19 protein-coding genes are annotated in these 16440 nt (G+C 68.0%); 9 read left to right on the forward strand and 10 right to left on the reverse strand.

The annotated features are described in order from the left end of the window. Positions 1-22: 22 nt before the first annotated feature. The gene (locus DIE02_RS14830) at positions 23-1504 is read left to right on the forward strand and encodes an aldehyde dehydrogenase family protein (RefSeq protein ID WP_124529258.1); all 1482 of its coding nucleotides are present in this window, start codon (positions 23-25) and stop codon (positions 1502-1504) included. Positions 1505-1630: 126 nt separating this feature from the next. Here the strand turns inward: DIE02_RS14830 and DIE02_RS14835 are convergent, their stop codons facing one another. Then, positions 1631-2035 (reverse strand): nuclear transport factor 2 family protein, encoded by a 405-nt coding sequence (locus DIE02_RS14835; protein ID WP_044848063.1) that lies wholly within the window; start codon positions 2033-2035, stop codon positions 1631-1633. A gap of 409 nt (positions 2036-2444) precedes the next feature. On the opposite strand from DIE02_RS14835, the gene DIE02_RS14840 reads away from it, so the two are divergent. After that, on the forward strand, positions 2445-3035 hold the full coding sequence (locus DIE02_RS14840) for a GNAT family N-acetyltransferase (protein WP_044848062.1): 591 nt from the start codon (positions 2445-2447) through the stop codon (positions 3033-3035). A 52-nt stretch (positions 3036-3087) separates the two neighbouring features. Here DIE02_RS14840 and tam read toward each other — a convergent pair whose 3' ends face one another. The 4 genes from tam to DIE02_RS14860 all read right to left on the reverse strand — a co-directional run bounded on the left by tam (position 3088) and on the right by DIE02_RS14860 (position 6066). Further along, on the reverse strand, positions 3088-3873 hold the full coding sequence (tam, locus tag DIE02_RS14845; protein WP_124487029.1) for a trans-aconitate 2-methyltransferase: 786 nt from the start codon (positions 3871-3873) through the stop codon (positions 3088-3090). Between the two features lie 120 nt (positions 3874-3993). After that, entirely contained in the window at positions 3994-4428 is a 435-nt protein-coding gene (locus DIE02_RS14850; protein ID WP_044848060.1) for a GNAT family N-acetyltransferase, read from the reverse strand. Positions 4429-4510: 82 nt separating this feature from the next. Further along, positions 4511-4711: a hypothetical protein gene (locus DIE02_RS14855; RefSeq protein WP_124487030.1), complete on the reverse strand. Its 201-nt coding sequence runs from the start codon at positions 4709-4711 to the stop codon at positions 4511-4513. Positions 4712-4746: 35 nt separating this feature from the next. Further along, a complete protein-coding gene (locus DIE02_RS14860) occupies positions 4747-6066 on the reverse strand; it encodes a DUF3422 family protein (protein ID WP_124487031.1) in 1320 nt (439 codons plus the stop codon). 161 nt (positions 6067-6227) lie between these two features. Between DIE02_RS14860 and DIE02_RS14865 the strand changes: the two genes are divergently transcribed. After that, positions 6228-7103 (forward strand): LysR family transcriptional regulator, encoded by an 876-nt coding sequence (locus DIE02_RS14865; protein ID WP_044848057.1) that lies wholly within the window; start codon positions 6228-6230, stop codon positions 7101-7103. Here DIE02_RS14865 and DIE02_RS14870 read toward each other — a convergent pair whose 3' ends face one another. The 3 genes from DIE02_RS14870 to DIE02_RS14880 form a co-directional block, all read right to left on the reverse strand. After that, positions 7104-7664: a hypothetical protein gene (locus tag DIE02_RS14870; protein WP_124529260.1), complete on the reverse strand. Its 561-nt coding sequence runs from the start codon at positions 7662-7664 to the stop codon at positions 7104-7106. A 155-nt stretch (positions 7665-7819) separates the two neighbouring features. After that, on the reverse strand, positions 7820-8170 hold the full coding sequence (locus tag DIE02_RS14875; RefSeq protein ID WP_124529400.1) for a hypothetical protein: 351 nt from the start codon (positions 8168-8170) through the stop codon (positions 7820-7822). A 217-nt stretch (positions 8171-8387) separates the two neighbouring features. Beyond that, the gene (locus DIE02_RS14880; protein ID WP_044848054.1) at positions 8388-9305 is read right to left on the reverse strand and encodes a LysR family transcriptional regulator; all 918 of its coding nucleotides are present in this window, start codon (positions 9303-9305) and stop codon (positions 8388-8390) included. Positions 9306-9631: 326 nt separating this feature from the next. On the opposite strand from DIE02_RS14880, the gene fae reads away from it, so the two are divergent. The 4 genes from fae (at position 9632) to DIE02_RS14900 (ending at position 14204) form a co-directional block, all read left to right on the forward strand. Beyond that, positions 9632-10156: a formaldehyde-activating enzyme gene (fae, locus tag DIE02_RS14885; RefSeq protein WP_011356415.1), complete on the forward strand. Its 525-nt coding sequence runs from the start codon at positions 9632-9634 to the stop codon at positions 10154-10156. Positions 10157-10197: 41 nt separating this feature from the next. Beyond that, positions 10198-11220: an aldo/keto reductase gene (locus DIE02_RS14890; protein WP_124487033.1), complete on the forward strand. Its 1023-nt coding sequence runs from the start codon at positions 10198-10200 to the stop codon at positions 11218-11220. 38 nt (positions 11221-11258) lie between these two features. After that, entirely contained in the window at positions 11259-12710 is a 1452-nt protein-coding gene (locus tag DIE02_RS14895) for an NAD-dependent succinate-semialdehyde dehydrogenase (RefSeq protein WP_124529262.1), read from the forward strand. A gap of 159 nt (positions 12711-12869) precedes the next feature. Continuing rightward, a complete protein-coding gene (locus DIE02_RS14900) occupies positions 12870-14204 on the forward strand; it encodes an MFS transporter (protein ID WP_260427293.1) in 1335 nt (444 codons plus the stop codon). Here the strand turns inward: DIE02_RS14900 and DIE02_RS36325 are convergent. Both DIE02_RS36325 and DIE02_RS14910 read right to left on the reverse strand, forming a co-directional pair. After that, positions 14093-14656, reverse strand: coding sequence for a type II toxin-antitoxin system RelE/ParE family toxin (locus DIE02_RS36325; protein WP_311766823.1), 564 nt, complete (start codon positions 14654-14656; stop codon positions 14093-14095). The genes DIE02_RS14900 and DIE02_RS36325 overlap by 112 nt on opposite strands. Before the next feature lie 2 nt (positions 14657-14658). Beyond that, positions 14659-14916 carry a type II toxin-antitoxin system ParD family antitoxin gene (locus DIE02_RS14910; RefSeq protein WP_124487144.1) on the reverse strand — a complete coding sequence of 86 codons (258 nt, stop codon included), beginning with the start codon at positions 14914-14916 and terminating at the stop codon, positions 14659-14661. A gap of 221 nt (positions 14917-15137) precedes the next feature. Here DIE02_RS14910 and DIE02_RS35515 point away from each other — a divergent pair, with 221 nt between their 5' ends. Continuing rightward, on the forward strand, positions 15138-15278 hold the full coding sequence (locus DIE02_RS35515; RefSeq protein ID WP_185702627.1) for a hypothetical protein: 141 nt from the start codon (positions 15138-15140) through the stop codon (positions 15276-15278). Between the two features lie 138 nt (positions 15279-15416). Next, complete coding sequence (locus DIE02_RS14915) at positions 15417-16409, forward strand: hypothetical protein (protein ID WP_260441503.1); 993 nt, start codon at positions 15417-15419, stop codon at positions 16407-16409. Positions 16410-16440 lie beyond the last annotated feature (31 nt).

Below are 16440 nucleotides of genomic sequence, written 5' to 3' on the forward strand. Positions count from 1 at the left end.
TCCGATCGACAGGAACACGTTCATGTCCACCGCCGAGCTTTCCCCTTCCGCCGCGGCCATCGTGCTGCCCGCCGCGCGCATCGCCGGCCAGCCCGTGCGCACGCATTCCGATGAAGCCGGCGCGCCGATCTTCGATGCGTCGACCGGCGCGACGATCGGCTGGCAGGAATTCGCGACGGCCGCGCACGTCGACGCCGCGGTCCGCGCCGCGCGCGACGCGTTCGCCGGCTGGCGCGACACGCCGCCCGCCGAGCGCGGCCGCCTGCTCGCGACGATCGCCGAGCGCGTCGAAGCCGACCGCGAGCGGCTCGCGGCGCTGCAGATGCAGGTGAGCGGCAAGCCGCCGTTCGAGGCCGACGCCGACGTCGGCGACGTCGCCGCGACGTTCGCGTATTACGCGACGCTGTGCGGAAACCCGGCGCTGTTCGAGGCCGAGCCCGTCGCGTTGCCGAGCGACACCGTCGCGGCCGAGCGCTTCCACGACGCGCTCGGCGTCGCCGCGCTGATCGTGCCGTGGAACTTCCCGATGGTCACGACCGCGTGGAAGCTCGCGCCCTCGCTCGCGGCCGGCTGCACGGTCGTGCTGAAGCCGTCCGAACTGACGTCGCCGGCCGAGCACGCGCTGCTCGACCTGATCGCCGAAGCCGGCGTGCCGGACGGCGTCGTCAACGTCGTGAACGGCGGCGCCGAGGTCGGCGCGGCGCTGACCGCGCATCCGCTGATCGACAAGATCTCGTTTACCGGCAGCACGGCCGCCGGCCGCAAGGTCATGCAGGCCGCGGCCGAGGACATGAAGCGCGTGACGCTCGAACTCGGCGGCAAGTCGTCGCTGATCGTGCGCGACGACGCCGATCTCGACGTCGCGGTGTCGCTCGCGGTCGCCGGCGCCTTCACGAACGCGGGCCAGATGTGCTCGGCCACCGCGCGCATCCTCGTGCACGACAGCCTCTATCGCAGCTTCATGGCCGCTTTCGAGACGGCCGTGCGCGCGCTCGTCGTCGCGCCGCCTGCCGCCGCGGAGGTCGCGATGGGGCCGATGATCTCGGCCGCGCAGCGCACGCGCGTCGAGGCGATGCTCGCGCAAGGCATCGCTGCGGGCGCGCGCGTCGCGTTCAGCGGGCGCGTCGCCGAAGCCGGCGGCAACGGCTTCTTCATGGCGCCCGTCGTGGTCGCGGAGCCGGCCGCCGACAACCTGCTGTGGACCGACGAGGTGTTCGGCCCGATCGCGTGCGTGAAGTCGTTCCGTACCGACGACGAGGCGATCGCGCTCGCGAACGACACGCGCTACGGGCTCGTCGCGACCGTCGTGACGCGCGACGCGGAAGTCGCGAAGCAGTTTCAGGCACGCGTGCGTGCCGGACTCGTGTGGATCAACGCGCCGCAACTCATCTACCCGCATGTGTGCTGGGGCGGCTTCGGGCTCAGCGGAATCGGCCGCGAACTCGGCGTGACGGGCCTGCGCAGCTACCAGGAACTGCGCCACGCGATGCGCGCGATCGATTGACCTGCGCGGCCGTTCAGGCCGCCGGCGGCACCATCCCCGGCGGGCCGGCGCGGCACCGCGGGCCATGCCGGCCGCGCGGGATGCCGAAGCCGCCGGGCACAGCGGCCCGGCGCATCTTCGGCACCGTCACCGTCGATGCGCGGCCGCTTCGGCCTCCGTATCGTGATACTCGACGAACGCCGCGATCTTCCCGCTTTCGATCGTGAGCAGGTGCACCCAGTCGTCCTCGTAAGTGCGCCCGGTCGAATGGACACGCCAGCGTTGCGTGCCGAGCACGACGACCCGATTGCCGCTCGCGATGAACTCGAGCGGCTCGAAGCGTTCCGCGGTCTGCGTCGACGCAAGCGCCGCGAAGAACGCCGCGACCGCCTGCGGCCCATGCCGTCTGCCGACGAACGGAACGACGTCGGCCGGCCCCGGGATGAACCAGTCGACGCTGTCGGACAGCGTCTGCAGAATGCCCTCGATATCCGCGCGGCCGAACGCCGCGTATGCCTGCTGCACGAGTTGCACGTTGTCTTGCTCGCTCATCGCCCCCTCCCGTCATCGCAGGTTCGCCGCGTCGCGGCGTGGAATTCCAGCCGCGGACAATTCAGCATAGTCGAACCGCGAAGCGGCCCCCATGAGGGTCTCCGGCAATCGGGCCGTGTGGATTCCGTATGAGCAATCCGTTGCGTGGTCGCATCGCCCTGCCAAATGAAGCAATGCGCCGACGAATACGCGGCATGGCCGCGATCGGCGCTCCGCCACCAGACGAGATGCGGATGAATCCGCGCCGATATCCCGCATAATCGGGCGTTGAGCGCCGCCGCGGGAAGAGACATCGTGCGAGCGCATCAATTCAAAACAGGAACGGGTGCGATCCGGCTCTCGCCGCAAGGCGCCGCCGCCCGCCCCGGGGGAAGACCAGGCAATCCCGCTGAAGACAGGACACCGACACATGGACCGAGCCGAGCACATCAGCATCGAACAGGCGGTCGATCTGCCCGCTGACGAACTGAACGGATGCGACTTTTCGTTCGAGATCGCGTGGGAGCTGAATGCGCCGTACCAGGATCTGCTCGATTTGCGCGCGCTGCCCGTGCAGCGCAAGGACTACGGCTTCGATCCGGCCGGCTGGGCGCGCGAGGCGTCCGGCGGCACCGCGCTGTTCCGCGCGAGCGCGGGCGGGCGCCTCGCGGGATTCGTCGCGATCACCGAAAGCTGGAACGGGATGGCCGAGATCGCGGAACTCGCGGTCGATCGCAGCTGCCGGCGGCAGGGGATCGGCCAGTTCCTGCTCGCGGCCGCGGAAGCGTGGGCGCGCAGCCGCGGGTTCGGCTTCATGCGGCTCGAAACGCAGGCGAACAACGTCGCAGCCTGCTGCACGTACGCGCGGGCGGGCTTCGTCGTGGGCGGCCACGACCGCTTCCTGTACGCCGACGGCGCGAACGACGGGGAAGTCGCCCTCTTCTGGTACAAGGATCTGCGCGACGGGCAAAGCGCGAAGAGCCGGACGGTCGATCCGGAATCGATGCGGCCGCTGTCCTGACCGACGACCCGCCGCCGCCCGCTCCGGTCCTGCTTGCGCCTTTGCTTTCGCCTTACTTCCGCGTCGCGACGATGAACAGGCGCGGGAACGGCAGCAGCACGGTGCCGTCGTCGAGCGACGGGTAGCCATCCGGACCGGCGAGCGCATCGCGATAGCGCGCGACGAACGCGTCGCGTTCGCCTTCATCGAGTGCCGCGAGGAACGGCCGCAGCGCGCTGCCCTTGAACCATTCGACGACCGCGTCGGCGCCGCCGCGCAGCGGATGGTAGTAGGTCGTGCGCCAGACATCCACCCGCGAACACGACGGCGACAGCAGCGCGTAGTAATACCGCGCGTCGAACCGCTCGGTGCGCGCCGCGCCTTTGAGCTTGTCCGCCCAGGGCCCGCCCGCGGCGACCGCGCGCATCAGCCGGTGCGCGGGTTCGTCGAGGTTGTCGGGCATCTGCACCGCGAGATGGCCGCCCGGCGCGAGCCGGCCGACGAGCGACGGAAACAGCGTGTCGTGCGCCGGCACCCATTGCAGCACCGCGTTCGACAGGATCAGGTCGTAGCCGCCCGGATCGTCCCACGTGGAGACATCCGCGAGATCGAAACGCAGCGCGGGCAGGCGCTTGCGCGCGGCCGCGATCATGTCCGGCGACGCGTCGATCCCGCGCACCGTCGCGTCGGGTGCACGCGCGATCAGCGCTTCGGTCGAATTGCCGGGCCCGCAGCCGATGTCGAGCGCGGTATGGATCGGCGTGTCCGGCACGGCGGCCAGCAGGTCGCGGACAGGCCGCGTGCGTTCGTCTTCGAATCGCACGTACTGTCTGGCGTATTGATCGAGTGGCGTTGTCACGATATGCCTCCGGGTCGGCGTGGACGGCGTCGCGCTACCCGTCGCCGTCGATGCAGCACATGCTGCGATCCCGCCGGTCTTCGGTAGCGGCGCCGGCGCGGTGACGTCAGGCTACCTCGCTCAAAGCGTCTTGACCATGAACACGCGCGCCGTCCCTTCCGGCTCGCACGGCACCTCGCCGAACGCCTCGTAACCGTGCTTCCGGTAGAAGTCCGGCGCCTGGAACGTAATCGTGTACAGCACCGCGCGGGCACACCCGCGCCGCTTCGCTTCCGCTTCGGCCTCGCGCAGCAGCCGGCTGCCGAAACCGCCGCCACGCAGCGATTCCGGCAGGTAAAAGAGGTCGATGAAGAAGAGGCCCAGCGACGTCCGGCCGGTGAGGCCGCCCACGACCTCGCCGGTCGCGGGATCGGTCACGTAGACGTCGAGCGCCGCCGTGTCGGATCGGCCCGTCATCGCGTGGTTGAACTCGCCGAGCTTGCGGCTGATGAGGTCGCGCGCGGCCGGCTGCTCGATGTCGGTCAGTTGAAGCGAAACGGCGGGATGCGCGTTCATGGCGTGAAGGTGTACGTGAAGGGGCCGCCGGGCCTGCAGCGTCCACGGCGGACGTCGTGAATCGACGCGAAACGACCAGGCGTCAGTTGTACCCGAGAATCGCCACCGCCGCGACATCCGGCCGATCGATCGTGCTGCCGACGAGCGACGTCATCGGCTCCTGCAGCACGGCCTGATACGACGTCACGCGCACCTCTTCCGGCGCGCCCGCGTCATCCCGAACGGGTTCGTCGAATGCGTCGTAGCCAGTGAAAAATCCCGCTTGCGATTGCGTAAAAGTCATCTCCACTCCTTTCGATATGTCGTCGATGTTCTGATTCAATTTGCCTGTTTCAACGCCGCCGCTTGCACGGCAGCGCCGCCATGCGCGGCCTCCGACCGCGCGAGCTGCGCGCGCGTGCGCCGCGTGATGTGAATCACCGCGAACACGACCGGCGCGATCAGCAGGCCTTCCGCCAGTTCGGGATCGACCGGCAGGTTCATCACGTGCAGCGCCTTGAACGCCGCGGTCGCGAGCGACAGCACGTAGTACGAAATGGCCGCCACCGACAGCCCTTCGACCGCATGCTGCAGATGCAGCTGGTTGCGCGCGGTGCGCTCCATGCCCGCCAGCAGGCGCGTGACGTCCTTTTCCTGCGCGAGATTCACACGCGTGCGCAGCAGGTCGACCGCGCGCGCGATCCGCGCGGCGATCTGCTCGTGACGCGCCCACACGCTGCGGCAGGTTTCCATCGCCGGCGCGAAGCGCCGCTCCATGAACTCCGCGATCGTCGGCATCCCTTCGATGCGCTCCTCGCGCAGCTCGTGGATGCGCGCCAGCACGAGCTTTTCGTAAGCACGCGACGCGCTGAAGCGGCCGCCGGACCCCGACAGCGCTTCGACCCGCACCGCGAGATGCGTGAGCTTCACGAGCAAGGCCGCGTCGTCGCCGTCGGCGCCGCCCGCGTCCATCCGCTGCATCAGCGCATGCAGCGCCGCGTGGATCTCGTCGAGCTCGCGGCTCATCCGCCGTGCGACCGGCAACGCGAGCAGCGCCATCATCCGGTACGTCTCGATTTCATGGAGGCGTTGCAGCAGGCGGCCGCCCTGCTCCTCGCGGAAATCCTCGTCGACGACGAGAAAGCGCATGAAGCCGTCGTCGCGCACGTGCCAGTCGCAGAACACCTTGCCGCCGCCGAGCACGTTGCTGCCGACGAGCGCGGGCCCGTCGATCCAGCGGCGCAGGTCGCCGCACACGAGCCGCGCGGCATCGCCCGACAGCAACTCCATGCGCACCGCGACGAAGCGGATGCCCGCGAGCCGTGCGAACCAGGCGGCCGGGATCCCTTCGATCGCGAGATCGTCGAAATAACCGGTGTCGCGGCGCGGCGCGACGAACGTGAAGGTCGAGAATTCGGTGTGGCGCTCCCACTTCAGGTACCAGCCGCCCGGCGATTGCACCGCGTAGTGGGTCGCGCCGTCCTGCGGCGCGGCAATGCCGGTGTCGCGGCACAGTGCGTGCAGCAGCGTTTCGTGGATGTCGGGCTGGCCGTCCGCGTAGATCGCGTAGTGCGTGAGCGACACGGCTTCGGCGAGCCGCAGGAACGGCCGGGCATGCAATTCCGCGGCCAGTGCGGCACGCAATGGATGATCCATCATCGGTACACCACTCTTCCCTGTTCGGCGCTGCGTGCCGGGCACGCCGGCGTGATCGCCGCACCGCATCGAACGATGCGGCCGGCTCGATGCCACTATGGCAGACACACAGCGACAATAAAAACGCATAATGCTGATCGTTACGTTCAGTTTTCCTGATACCGATGAAGATGCTCGATCACGACGTGCTGGCCACCGTCGTCGCCGTCGCGGAAACCGGCAACATGACCCGCGCCGCCGAAGCGGTGAACCGCTCGCAATCGGCCGTGAGCATGCAGATCAAGAGCCTGGAAGACGCGATCGGGCGGCCGCTGTTCGTGCGCAAGCCGCGCAGCATCGTGCTGACGCGCGAAGGCGAGGTGCTGCTGGGATTCGCCAGACGAATGCTGGCGCTGCGCGACGAGGCGTGGGCGGCCGTGGTGCGGCCGGAAGTGACGGGTAAGGTGGTCATCGGCGTGCCGGACGACTATGCGTCGTCGCTGCTGCCGTCGGTGCTGAAGAAATTTTCGGCGACCTATCCGAAGGTCGAGATCCAGGTGATCGGGTTGCCGAGCAGCGCGCTCGCGCCGCTCCTGAAGGACGGCACGGTCGACCTCGTGTGCGGCACGCGCATCAAGGGGCTGTCCGGCGACTTCATCCGCCACGAGCCGATGGCGTGGGCCGCGATGACGAACGGGCCGCGCGTATGGGAAGAACGGCCGCTGCCGATCGCGGTGTTCATGCCGGGCAGCGTCGCGCGCGAGAACGCGATCCGCAGCCTCGAACGCGCGAAGCTGCCGTTCCGCACTTCGTATGAAAGCCCGAGCCTGCTCGGTCTGCTCAGCATGGTCGAGGCCGGCCTCGCGGTCGCGCCGCTCGCGCGCTGCGCGATTCCCGCGCAACTGTCGATGCTCGGCCGCTCGCACGGGCTGCCCGATTTGCCGCCGCTCGAACTGATCCTCGCGCGCAGCACGAAATCGAAGCGCCCGCCGTGCGACTTTCTCGCGGAACAGCTGATGGAAGACCTGCAGCGGCAAACCGGGCAGACCGGCGACGCGTGATCAGCGCGTCGCGCCGAACCCGGCCGCGCCCAGCGCCGCATTGACGTTCGCGGCCACCCGATCGACGAGCGCTTCCAGCGTATCGCCGCATACCTGCGTGTGTTCCGGCGCGACGTGCTCCGCGCGTTGCCAGCCCCACTGCGCGCCCGACACGACCGACAGCGTCGCGCCGAAGCGGTTGCCGTGGCGGCGGCCGAAGGTGCTCACGCGCCGCCCGGCCACGTAGTCCTGCTCGGGCAGGCAGAGCCGGATCTCGACCGCGACCTGGTCGCGATCGTTGACGCGCGCGGCGGGGCTCACCGACGCTGCGAACACCTTGCCGATCCGCCAGGTCACGAAGCTCTCCCAGGCCTCGAGCGGCCCGCCGGCCGCGTCGACCCGCTCGGTGTCCACCGACCACTGGTGCCGGTCGGGCACGACGATCGCCTGATGCAGCAGCATTTCGGCCACGCGCACCGTCGTCACGAGCTGACGCGCGAGTTGCTGGCCGGACGGCAGCGACGCCGTCCGTAACCGGCCGCTCGCCGGCCGCGCGACAGGTACGGCTTCCAATAGATCCATGACTCCTCCGTATTCGTGATCGGCGCCGCGCACGCAGCATCGCGCGCCGGTTCGCCGCCTGCGGGCGGACGACGCGGCGACCGGCGACCGGGCGGCGGATCGGACAAGCCATCAAGGAACGAACGACAAACCACGAGCAACAACCGTTCCCAGCTTCACCGTGGGCTCGGCCCGACATGCAACCGGCGCGCGACCGGCCCGATCACCGCATCGGCCTGCTGCGCGATCAGCATGTGCAGGGTGAAATCCAGGTCTTCCGGCGCGATGTCGAAGTGCACGTGGACCACGTCGCGCACGGCACGCGCGCTGACGACATACACGCCGAGCGGGGAATGCAGCAGCGCCGCGAGCCGGGCGTGCGCGCGTTCGCCGGAATCGGCCGTCAAGGTGACGGGCAACTGCAGGCGCGGGCGCGGCGGCGGGAACGGAATGACATTGCCGGGTGCGCCGGCGCGCAACTGGCGGCCGGCGACATCGCAGGCGGGAACGGGATGAATGAAGGTCATGGAGCGGACGGAGGCCGTCCCGGCTGTTCGACACGTCCCCAGCTTAGAAGAGACCGGATAAACGTCGTGCAAAAAAACGGGCCGCCCGTGCAAAAAACGGCACGGGGGACATAACACGACACCGAGCTGCGACGGGCCGCGCGGTCGTCATGCGCGCGTTGCGGCCGCGCGCCGCGGTTCGCTTCAATCTCACCCGCGTTTGCGCCGCCCCGCCCCGCTAAGCGAACGCTTCGAGCGACGCGCGCCGCCGCTCGTCGACCATCGATTCGATCAGCGAAACCAGATCGTCGGTCAGCGGATCGCAGATGCCCGGCGAGCGATGCAGTTCGAGATCGGCCGCCGGCAGCGGCGGCAGCCCGTCGGTCTCGTCGAGCACGCGCCAGTTCTCGGGCAGCGTGCAGCGGTCGATCATCGTCACGGCCGCGCCGTGGTTCACCGCGATCTTGATGCCGGTCGGGCTCTGGCTCGTATAGACGACGTGATACGGCCGCTCGGCCGTCGCGAGCGCCTGCAGCCCGCGCTGCCGGTAGCAGCACGTCTCCGGAAACAGCGCGAGCGGCACCGACGCCTGCGGGCCGAGCGCGAAATCGCGGTGCGCGGCCCACACGACCTCGTGCCGGCCGAGCAGCCGCCCGCCCGCGTTCGGCCCGTGCCGCACGACGAGCGCGACGTCGAGCTCGCCGGCCTGCAGCCGTTCGAGCAGTTCGAGCGACGTGCGGCAATGCACGTGGAAGCGCGCGCCCGGCCGCATCGCATAGAACGACTTCAGCAGGTCGGGCAGCCAAAGCTCCGCATAGTCCTCGGGCAGCCCGAAGCGCACGACGCCGCGATCGCTGCTCGCCTGCTTCAGCGCAAGGATCGCGTCGTTCTGCACCTGGATGATGCGGCGCGCATGGATCAGGAAATTCTCGCCGTCGCGCGACAGTTCGAGCCGCCGGCTGTTGCGCATGAACAGGTGCGTGTCGAGCCGCTCCTCGAGCGTGCGGATGCGCAGGCTGATCGTCGATTGCGTGCGATGCAGTTGCCGGGCCGCAGCGGTGAAGCCGCCGCTCTCGACGACGGCGACGAATGCGCGGATCAGCTCGGGATCGAGCGAACTGAGCTTCGACCAATCGGGCCTTTGAATGGCAGCCATCGGAATTACTCGCTTTCGAAAAAAGAAGGGAAGACGAAAGATAGGGCTCGGAGCACGCCGATTGTTGTCCGGAAGCGCCCGGCCCTCCAACCCCTGCCCGGGTATGACAAACCCGGAGCCGGTTCGCGAATGCCCACCCGCCGATCCCGCCCCGCCCGCCGTCACGACGCCGGCCGAGGCCCGCCCGGCGGGCCTCCGCGCGCCGGGCTCAGGGCATTCCCGGAGACGACGAAAACTCATAGCCCGATCAGAAAACATCGATTCACCGGCCGCGTCGCGGCCCACCACAATCGCCTCACTCCCAACCTCATCGACGAGACACCGCAATGACCGCATCCCAACCCAGGCAGCTTTACATCGGCGAAGGCTTCGAAGGCCCCGGCGTCAACCTCGCGCACATCAACGTGCTGGTCGGCCCGCGCAACGGCCCGGCGGGCCAGGCGTTCGCCACCGCCCTCGCGACGCCGTCGGCCGGCCATGCGCCGTTCGTCGTGATCGCGCAGCCGGGCGTGCCGACCAAGCCGCTCACGCTGTACGTCAACAAGGCGCAGATCGCCAGCGATTTCCACGGTAACGCCACGTGGGGCGCGTCGCAGGCCGGCATCGCGAAGGCCGTGGCCGAAGCGCTCGAGAACGGCACGCTGCCGCCCGAGGCGGAAAACGACTGGGTCGTCGTGTCGGCGAACTGGGTGAACCCGCAGACCGACGATCTCGATGCCGTGTTCGAGAACAACTATCGCGCGTGCCGCAACGCGATCGTCGCCGCGATGGAAGGGCTGCCGCATCGCGATGCGGTATTCGCCGCCGCGCGCGACGTGTCGAACCCGTTCTACACCCCGAAGAAAAACTGACGACGACAAGCGGCCGACACAAGGCCGCACCTGGAGGAAACATGGAATACGTCCGCCTCGGCCAGTCCGGCCTGAAGGTGTCCCGCCTGTGTCTCGGCACGATGAACATGGGCACCCCCGAATGGAAGCCCTGGATCTTCGACGAAGCGCAGAGCGAGCCGATCGTGCGCCGCGCGCTCGACGCCGGCGTCAACTTCATCGATCTCGCGGACTTCTATTCGACGGGCGTCGGCGAGGAAGTGGTCGGTCGCATCCTGAAGCGCAACGCGCGCCGCGAGGAGCTCGTCGTGACGACCAAGGTCGGCTACGACATGGGCAGTTATCCGAACGCGGGCGGCCATTCGCGCAAGCACGTGCTCGACGGCATCGACGGGTCGCTGAAGCGGCTCGGGATGGATTACGTCGACATCTTCATGCTGCACTTCTTCGACGTGAACACGCCCGTCGAGGAAACCATGAGCGCGCTGCACGACATCGTGCGCGCGGGCAAGGCGCGCTATATCGGCGTATCGACGATGTACACGTGGCAGTTCGCGAAGATCATGCAGGCCTGCGAACGAAACGGCTGGGACAAGCCGATCAACATGCAGCTGCAGCTGAACCTCGCATATCGCGAGGAAGAGCGCGAGATGGTGCCGTACTGCATCGACCAGGGCGTCGGCGTGTCGGTGTTCAGCCCGCTCGCGCGCGGCCTGCTGACCTGCGAGCCGCAATCGACGCGCAACCAGACCGACTTCTTCACCGCGCAGATGTATGGCGACGCTGCGTCGCTCGCGATCGCGGAATCGGTCGCGAAGGTCGCGAAGCGCCGCGGCGTACCGCCCGCGCAGATCGCGCAGGCGTGGGTGCTGAGCCGCCCCGGCGTCGCGAGCATGCTGGTCGGCGCGGATTCCGTCGCGCAGTTCGACAGCGCGCTCGGCGCGCTCGAAACGCAGCTCACCGAAGAAGAACTGCACGAACTGGAACGCAACTACACGCCGTGCGACCTGATCAACGACTACACGGCCGGCAAGCGCATCGCGCGCGCGTCGCGTCCGGCGCAGGGTAGCTTCGCAACGGACTGAAGGGCTGCGGCTCCGATGCACTGAAGGAACGACACACCATGAACGAATTTCTGAGGACCGGCCATTACATCGGCGGCGAATGGCACGAATCGCATGGCGCGAGCGATGCGACCTATCCGGTGCTGAACCCCGCGACCGGCGAGACGATCGCGAAAGTCGCGAAAGGCGGCGCCGACGACACGCAGCGCGCCATCGACGCGGCCGCGCACGCGTTTCCCGCGTGGCGCGCGCTGACCGCGAAGGAGCGCGGCGCACGCGTGAAGCGCTGGGGCGAGCTGATGCTCGAGCATCGCGATGCGCTCGCCGAGCTGCTGACGCGCGAGCAAGGCAAGCCGCTCGCGGAAGCGCGCGGCGAAGTCGCGTACGCGGCGAGCTTTCTCGAATGGTTCGCGGAAGAAGCGAAGCGCATGTACGGCGACGTGATCCCGAGCCCGAAGCCGGATACGCAGATCGTCGTCACGCGCGAGCCGGTCGGCGTCGTCGCGGCGATCACGCCGTGGAACTTCCCGCTCGCGATGATCACGCGCAAGGCCGGCCCCGCGCTCGCGGCCGGCTGCACGATGGTGCTGAAGCCGTCCGAGGAAACGCCGCTGTCGGCGTTCGCGCTCGCGGTGCTGGCCGAGCGCGCGGGCGTGCCGGCCGGCGTGTTCAACGTCGTGTCGGGCGACGCGGTCGCGATCGGCGAGACGCTGACGAGCTCGTCCGTCGTGCGCACGCTGTCGTTTACGGGCTCGACGCGGGTCGGCAAGCTGCTCGCGAAGCAGTCGGCCGACACGCTGAAGAAGCTGTCGCTCGAACTCGGCGGCAACGCGCCGTTCATCGTGTTCGACGATGCCGATCTCGATGCGGCGGTCACGGGCGCGATCGCGTCGAAGTTCCGCAACACGGGCCAGACCTGCGTATGCGTGAACCGCTTCCTCGTGCAGGACGGCGTGTACGACGCGTTCACGCGCAAGCTGGCGGACGCCGTGCGCACGCTGCGCGTCGGCAACGCGCTCGCCGGTGAGGTCGACCAGGGGCCGCTGATCAACGAGGCGGCGCTCGGCAAGGTCGAGCGGCACGTGGCCGATGCAACCGCGAAGGGCGCGCACGCGCTCACCGGCGGCAAGCGCCACGCGCTCGGCGGCACGTTCTACGAGCCGACCGTGCTGACCGGCATGACGCCCGACATGCTGATCGCCGAAGAGGAAACCTTCGGTCCCGTCGCCGGCTGCTTCCGCTTCACGACCGAGGACGAGGCCGTCGCCGCGGCCAACGACACGCCGTTCGGGCTGTCCGCGTACTTCTACACGCGCGACCTCGGCCGCGCGTGGCGCGTGTCGGGTGCGCTCGAGAGCGGGATGGTCGGCGTCAACGACGGGATCATCTCGACCGAAGTCGCGCCGTTCGGCGGCGTCAAGCAATCGGGGCTCGGCCGCGAAGGCTCGAAGTACGGCCTCGACGAATACGTGGAGCTCAAGTACACGCTGATGGCCGGCCTCGGCCGCTGACCGCTCCCCGCGGTCGCCCCGCGCCGCGCGCCGCCCGGGCGCGCGGCGCCTTGCAGGGCGCTCGCGGGCATTCCTGCCCGCGCAGGCCGCTGCATCGCGCATGACAATCCAGGAGGCAGCTTGACCCCAGCCAACGTTCAATCCGGCACCGCGCGCGCGTTGCCGCTGTCGCGTGGCGCCGAGGCGCCGCACCGCCCCGTCGCGCTCGACGACGTGCCGCTCAACCGTTTCCACGTGAAGATCGCCGGCCTCACGTTCGGCGCGCATTTCACCGAAGGCTACACGCTCGGCACGATCGGTTATGCGCTCGCCGCGCTCGGCAGGCAGATGCCGATCGACGCGTTCTGGATGGGGATGATCGGCAGCTCGGCGCTGATCGGCATCTTCTTCGGCAGCCTCGTGTTCGGCTGGCTGTCCGACCGGATGGGCCGGCAGAAGATCTTCCTGACGAGCTTCGTGATCATTACGGCGGCCGCGTTCGCGCAGTTCTTCGTCACGTCGCCGCTCGAACTGTGCGTGCTGCGCGTGCTGATCGGCTTCGGGATGGGCGGCGACTTCACCGTCGGCCACGCGATCCTCGCCGAATTCTCGCCGCGCAAGCATCGCGGTGCGCTGCTCGGCTCGTTCAGCGTGATCTGGACGCTCGGCTATGTCGCCGCGAACGTGCTCGGCCTCGCGTACGGCGACGCCGCGCCCGACGCATGGCGCTGGCTGCTCGCGTCGGCTGCATTGCCTGCGCTGATCGTGCTGGTGCTGCGGATCGGCACGCCCGAATCGCCGCGCTGGCTGCTCGGCAAGGGCCGCGTGCAGGAAGCGCGCGCCATCGTCGCGAAACATTTCGGGCCGCACGTGATGCTCGACGGTTCGGCCGAACCGCAGGCGAATGCCGGCTTCGCGCGACTGTTCCGGCGTGACCTGATCCGCCGCACGCTTTTCAACTGCGCGTTCTTCGTGTGCCTCGTGATTCCGTATTTCGCGATCTACACGTTCCTGCCGACGATCCTGAAGACGATCGGCCTCGCCGAAGGCTTCGGTGCGGACCTGCTGCTGAACGCGTTTCTCGTGCTGGGCGCGCTGATCGGCATCTGGCTGACGATCCGGCTGTCGCGACGCGGCTTCCTGATCGGCTCGTTCGCGGTGACGTGCGCGTCGCTCGTCGCGCTCGCGGTGCTGCCGTCGGCGGCGGCCGTCGCGATGATCGTCGCGTTCGCGATCTTCACGCTGACGATGTCGGCGTTCAGCAACCTCGTCGGCGTGTTCCCGCCCGAGTGCTTCCCGACCGAAGTGCGCGCGAGCGGCGTGGGCCTCGCGATCGCGTGCAGCCGGCTCGGTTCGGCGATCGGCACGTTCCTGCTGCCGGCCGGCATCGCGACGCTCGGCTTTCACGCGACGATGTTCGCGCTCGCGGGCGTGTTGCTGGTGGGGATGATCGTGTCCATCGCGTGGGCGCCGGAGACGAAGCATCTGACGCTGGAGGAAGCGTCGGGGCATTGACGAGGGTGGCGGGCTGCGTGGCCGCCGGCTTCATCGCGCGCGAGGCTTTTGCCTCGACTCGCCGCCGATGCGCGCCGGCGACATCGAGCGCGATTCTGTCGCACCCGGTCGTGGGCGGGCTCGCTCATTCCGGGCGCGATGAGATGCTCGCGTTCGCTCAGAACAGAATCGACGCGTAGTCCCTCGCGCCGTGCAGGACGTGAAGGATGTCGATCCGCGTCGGCGGATCGCCGACGGACTCGATAGAAGATCTGGTAGTTGCCGTACACGCGGTGCCGCACGCCGTAACGCTCGAAGCGCGGCACCAGTGGAAACGCCAGCGGCATCGCGGCCAGACTCATGCACTTGTCGCGAATCTCCCGCACGAACGTCACGGCGCGTTGCGGGTTGTCGCGTGCAATGTAATCGGCGACCGCTTCGAGTTCGGCAATCGCAAAATCGGGCAGGCGCACGATCAGGCCTGCCGATCCGCCTGCGCCCGATACTTCGCCTCGAGACGATCGAAGACTTCCGCCGCCTCGGCGCCGCGCCCTGCTTGCGCATCGGCCAGGCTGCGCGCGATCACCGCGTCCAGCGCGTTCAGTTGCGCCTCGCGATCCTGGATCAGGCGCACGCCTTCGCGCAGCACTTCGCTCTTGGACCCGTAACGCCCCGATTCGACCAGCTTCGCGACATAAGCCTCCAGTTGCCGGCCCAGTTCCGCACTGATCATGTCGACCTCCCGAACGGATTGAATTCGATTCATCAAGCGTATCCCGGCTATCAACTATTATCAAGAAGACGATCTCCAGAGGGGCAGCGCGAATGCTTTCACATCCGATCGGGCGGATGAACGGAACCTGATTCCGACAGGCTGCTGCGGCGCCGGCATTCATCCGGTTTTCGCCTTCACTCGTGAAGCCTTGCCGAACGCTCACCATGCGGACACCGATCATGATCGAAGACATCGTCACGCCACAACCCGGCCTGAAGGTCTATGCGTCGGACACCGACGTCCTCGCCGCGCACCAGGCCGCACTCGTGCGCCATTTGCATCCGCTCGTGTCGATCGACCTGTCGGCGATCGATCCGTAATGGGAAGGCTGAATCTACCCGCTCAGCCCGGTCGAACCTTATGACGCGGTCGTCGGACAGGACACGGCCGCGCACCACAACGACTATCTGCGCGCGAACTGGATCGGGTTCCGGCTCGACGAAAACAACCGCTATACGTTGCTCGGCGACCCGCGCTACTTCTATCCGGAGAACCCGCCCGACACGTACGGCGCAGGCTTTCGCAAGGAACTGGACGCGCATTACACCGGGCAACAGGCCATACGAGCCGGTCGGCCGCGCGGCGCTGCTGACGTTCGACTGGTCGTAAGGCCGGCGGGACGGCGGGCGTTCCGTCTCGCGGTTGGCCGTTCGGCGGACTCGGCGCGGCGGATTCGCGGCGATATGCTGGGGTTTTCCATTCTTCCGGCCGCCATGTCTACCCAACCCGTCGATCTCAGTCATACGTTGCCGTACGAGAAGGCATTTTTCGACGGTCACTTGGCGATCGAGCGTAACGATCTGGACATCTCCGCATTGCTTGGTATGGATGACGAAGTTCCTGACGGGTTGCTCGCTTCGTTATGCGGCGCGCCGTCCGGATCGGACGTACAGGCCTATCTCGACAGTGCGGGCAGACTGACGTTCTCCGTCACACACCCGACGTTGATCCAATCGGAAAACCGGATATCCGTCTTCCAAACTGGCGACTCGCAGGTACTCGAACTTCGCTCAATCGATCTGGTCGACAGCGCAGCCGCCGGGCTCGGCGCGGCTATGCTCTGGAGAATCGTTCGAGCATGTGATACGTTGGGCATCGCCCGGATCACCGCCTTCGCGATCGGCGGCCGCAAAGCGCCGCCGGAGTCGGGCGGCCAGCGGCTCTACGGATACTACGCGTGGCCGAGGTTCGGCTTCGACGCTTCCATTCCTGGCGCGCACGCAGACGAAGCCGCGCTGTTCCAGTTCTTTCGGGGATACCCGGTCGGGCTGGCCGATGGCTCGCTTCGATCACTACGCATGCTTTATACGACTCGAATCGGACGAGACTTCTGGCGAGCCGCCGGATCACATCGGTGGATGACATTCGACGTTGCATCGCATGGCGCATCCGTGCTGGCGCTACGCGATTACTTGATCAAGAAGGGGATTTACGATGCCAGAAAAGCATAGCCCGATAACCCGATTCCGGATTGCGCGGCCG

Origin of the sequence: Burkholderia sp. Bp8991 (assembly GCF_003853795.1) — a bacterium.
Lineage (GTDB): Bacteria > Pseudomonadota > Gammaproteobacteria > Burkholderiales > Burkholderiaceae > Burkholderia.

Coding starts and splice junctions, on each gene's coding strand:
- DIE02_RS35515 (WP_185702627.1), top strand. CDS start 15,138: ATGATCGAAGACATCGTCACGCCACAACCCGGCCTGAAGGTCTATGCG.
- DIE02_RS14860 (WP_124487031.1), bottom strand. CDS start 6,066: ATGATGGATCATCCATTGCGTGCCGCACTGGCCGCGGAATTGCATGCC.
- DIE02_RS14835 (WP_044848063.1), bottom strand. CDS start 2,035: ATGAGCGAGCAAGACAACGTGCAACTCGTGCAGCAGGCATACGCGGCG.
- DIE02_RS14870 (WP_124529260.1), bottom strand. CDS start 7,664: ATGGATCTATTGGAAGCCGTACCTGTCGCGCGGCCGGCGAGCGGCCGG.
- DIE02_RS14895 (WP_124529262.1), top strand. CDS start 11,259: ATGAACGAATTTCTGAGGACCGGCCATTACATCGGCGGCGAATGGCAC.
- DIE02_RS14875 (WP_124529400.1), bottom strand. CDS start 8,170: ATGACCTTCATTCATCCCGTTCCCGCCTGCGATGTCGCCGGCCGCCAG.
- fae (WP_011356415.1), top strand. CDS start 9,632: ATGACCGCATCCCAACCCAGGCAGCTTTACATCGGCGAAGGCTTCGAA.
- DIE02_RS14890 (WP_124487033.1), top strand. CDS start 10,198: ATGGAATACGTCCGCCTCGGCCAGTCCGGCCTGAAGGTGTCCCGCCTG.
- DIE02_RS14865 (WP_044848057.1), top strand. CDS start 6,228: ATGAAGATGCTCGATCACGACGTGCTGGCCACCGTCGTCGCCGTCGCG.
- DIE02_RS14830 (WP_124529258.1), top strand. CDS start 23: ATGTCCACCGCCGAGCTTTCCCCTTCCGCCGCGGCCATCGTGCTGCCC.
- DIE02_RS14850 (WP_044848060.1), bottom strand. CDS start 4,428: ATGAACGCGCATCCCGCCGTTTCGCTTCAACTGACCGACATCGAGCAG.
- DIE02_RS14910 (WP_124487144.1), bottom strand. CDS start 14,916: ATGATCAGTGCGGAACTGGGCCGGCAACTGGAGGCTTATGTCGCGAAG.
- DIE02_RS14880 (WP_044848054.1), bottom strand. CDS start 9,305: ATGGCTGCCATTCAAAGGCCCGATTGGTCGAAGCTCAGTTCGCTCGAT.
- DIE02_RS14840 (WP_044848062.1), top strand. CDS start 2,445: ATGGACCGAGCCGAGCACATCAGCATCGAACAGGCGGTCGATCTGCCC.
- DIE02_RS14855 (WP_124487030.1), bottom strand. CDS start 4,711: ATGACTTTTACGCAATCGCAAGCGGGATTTTTCACTGGCTACGACGCA.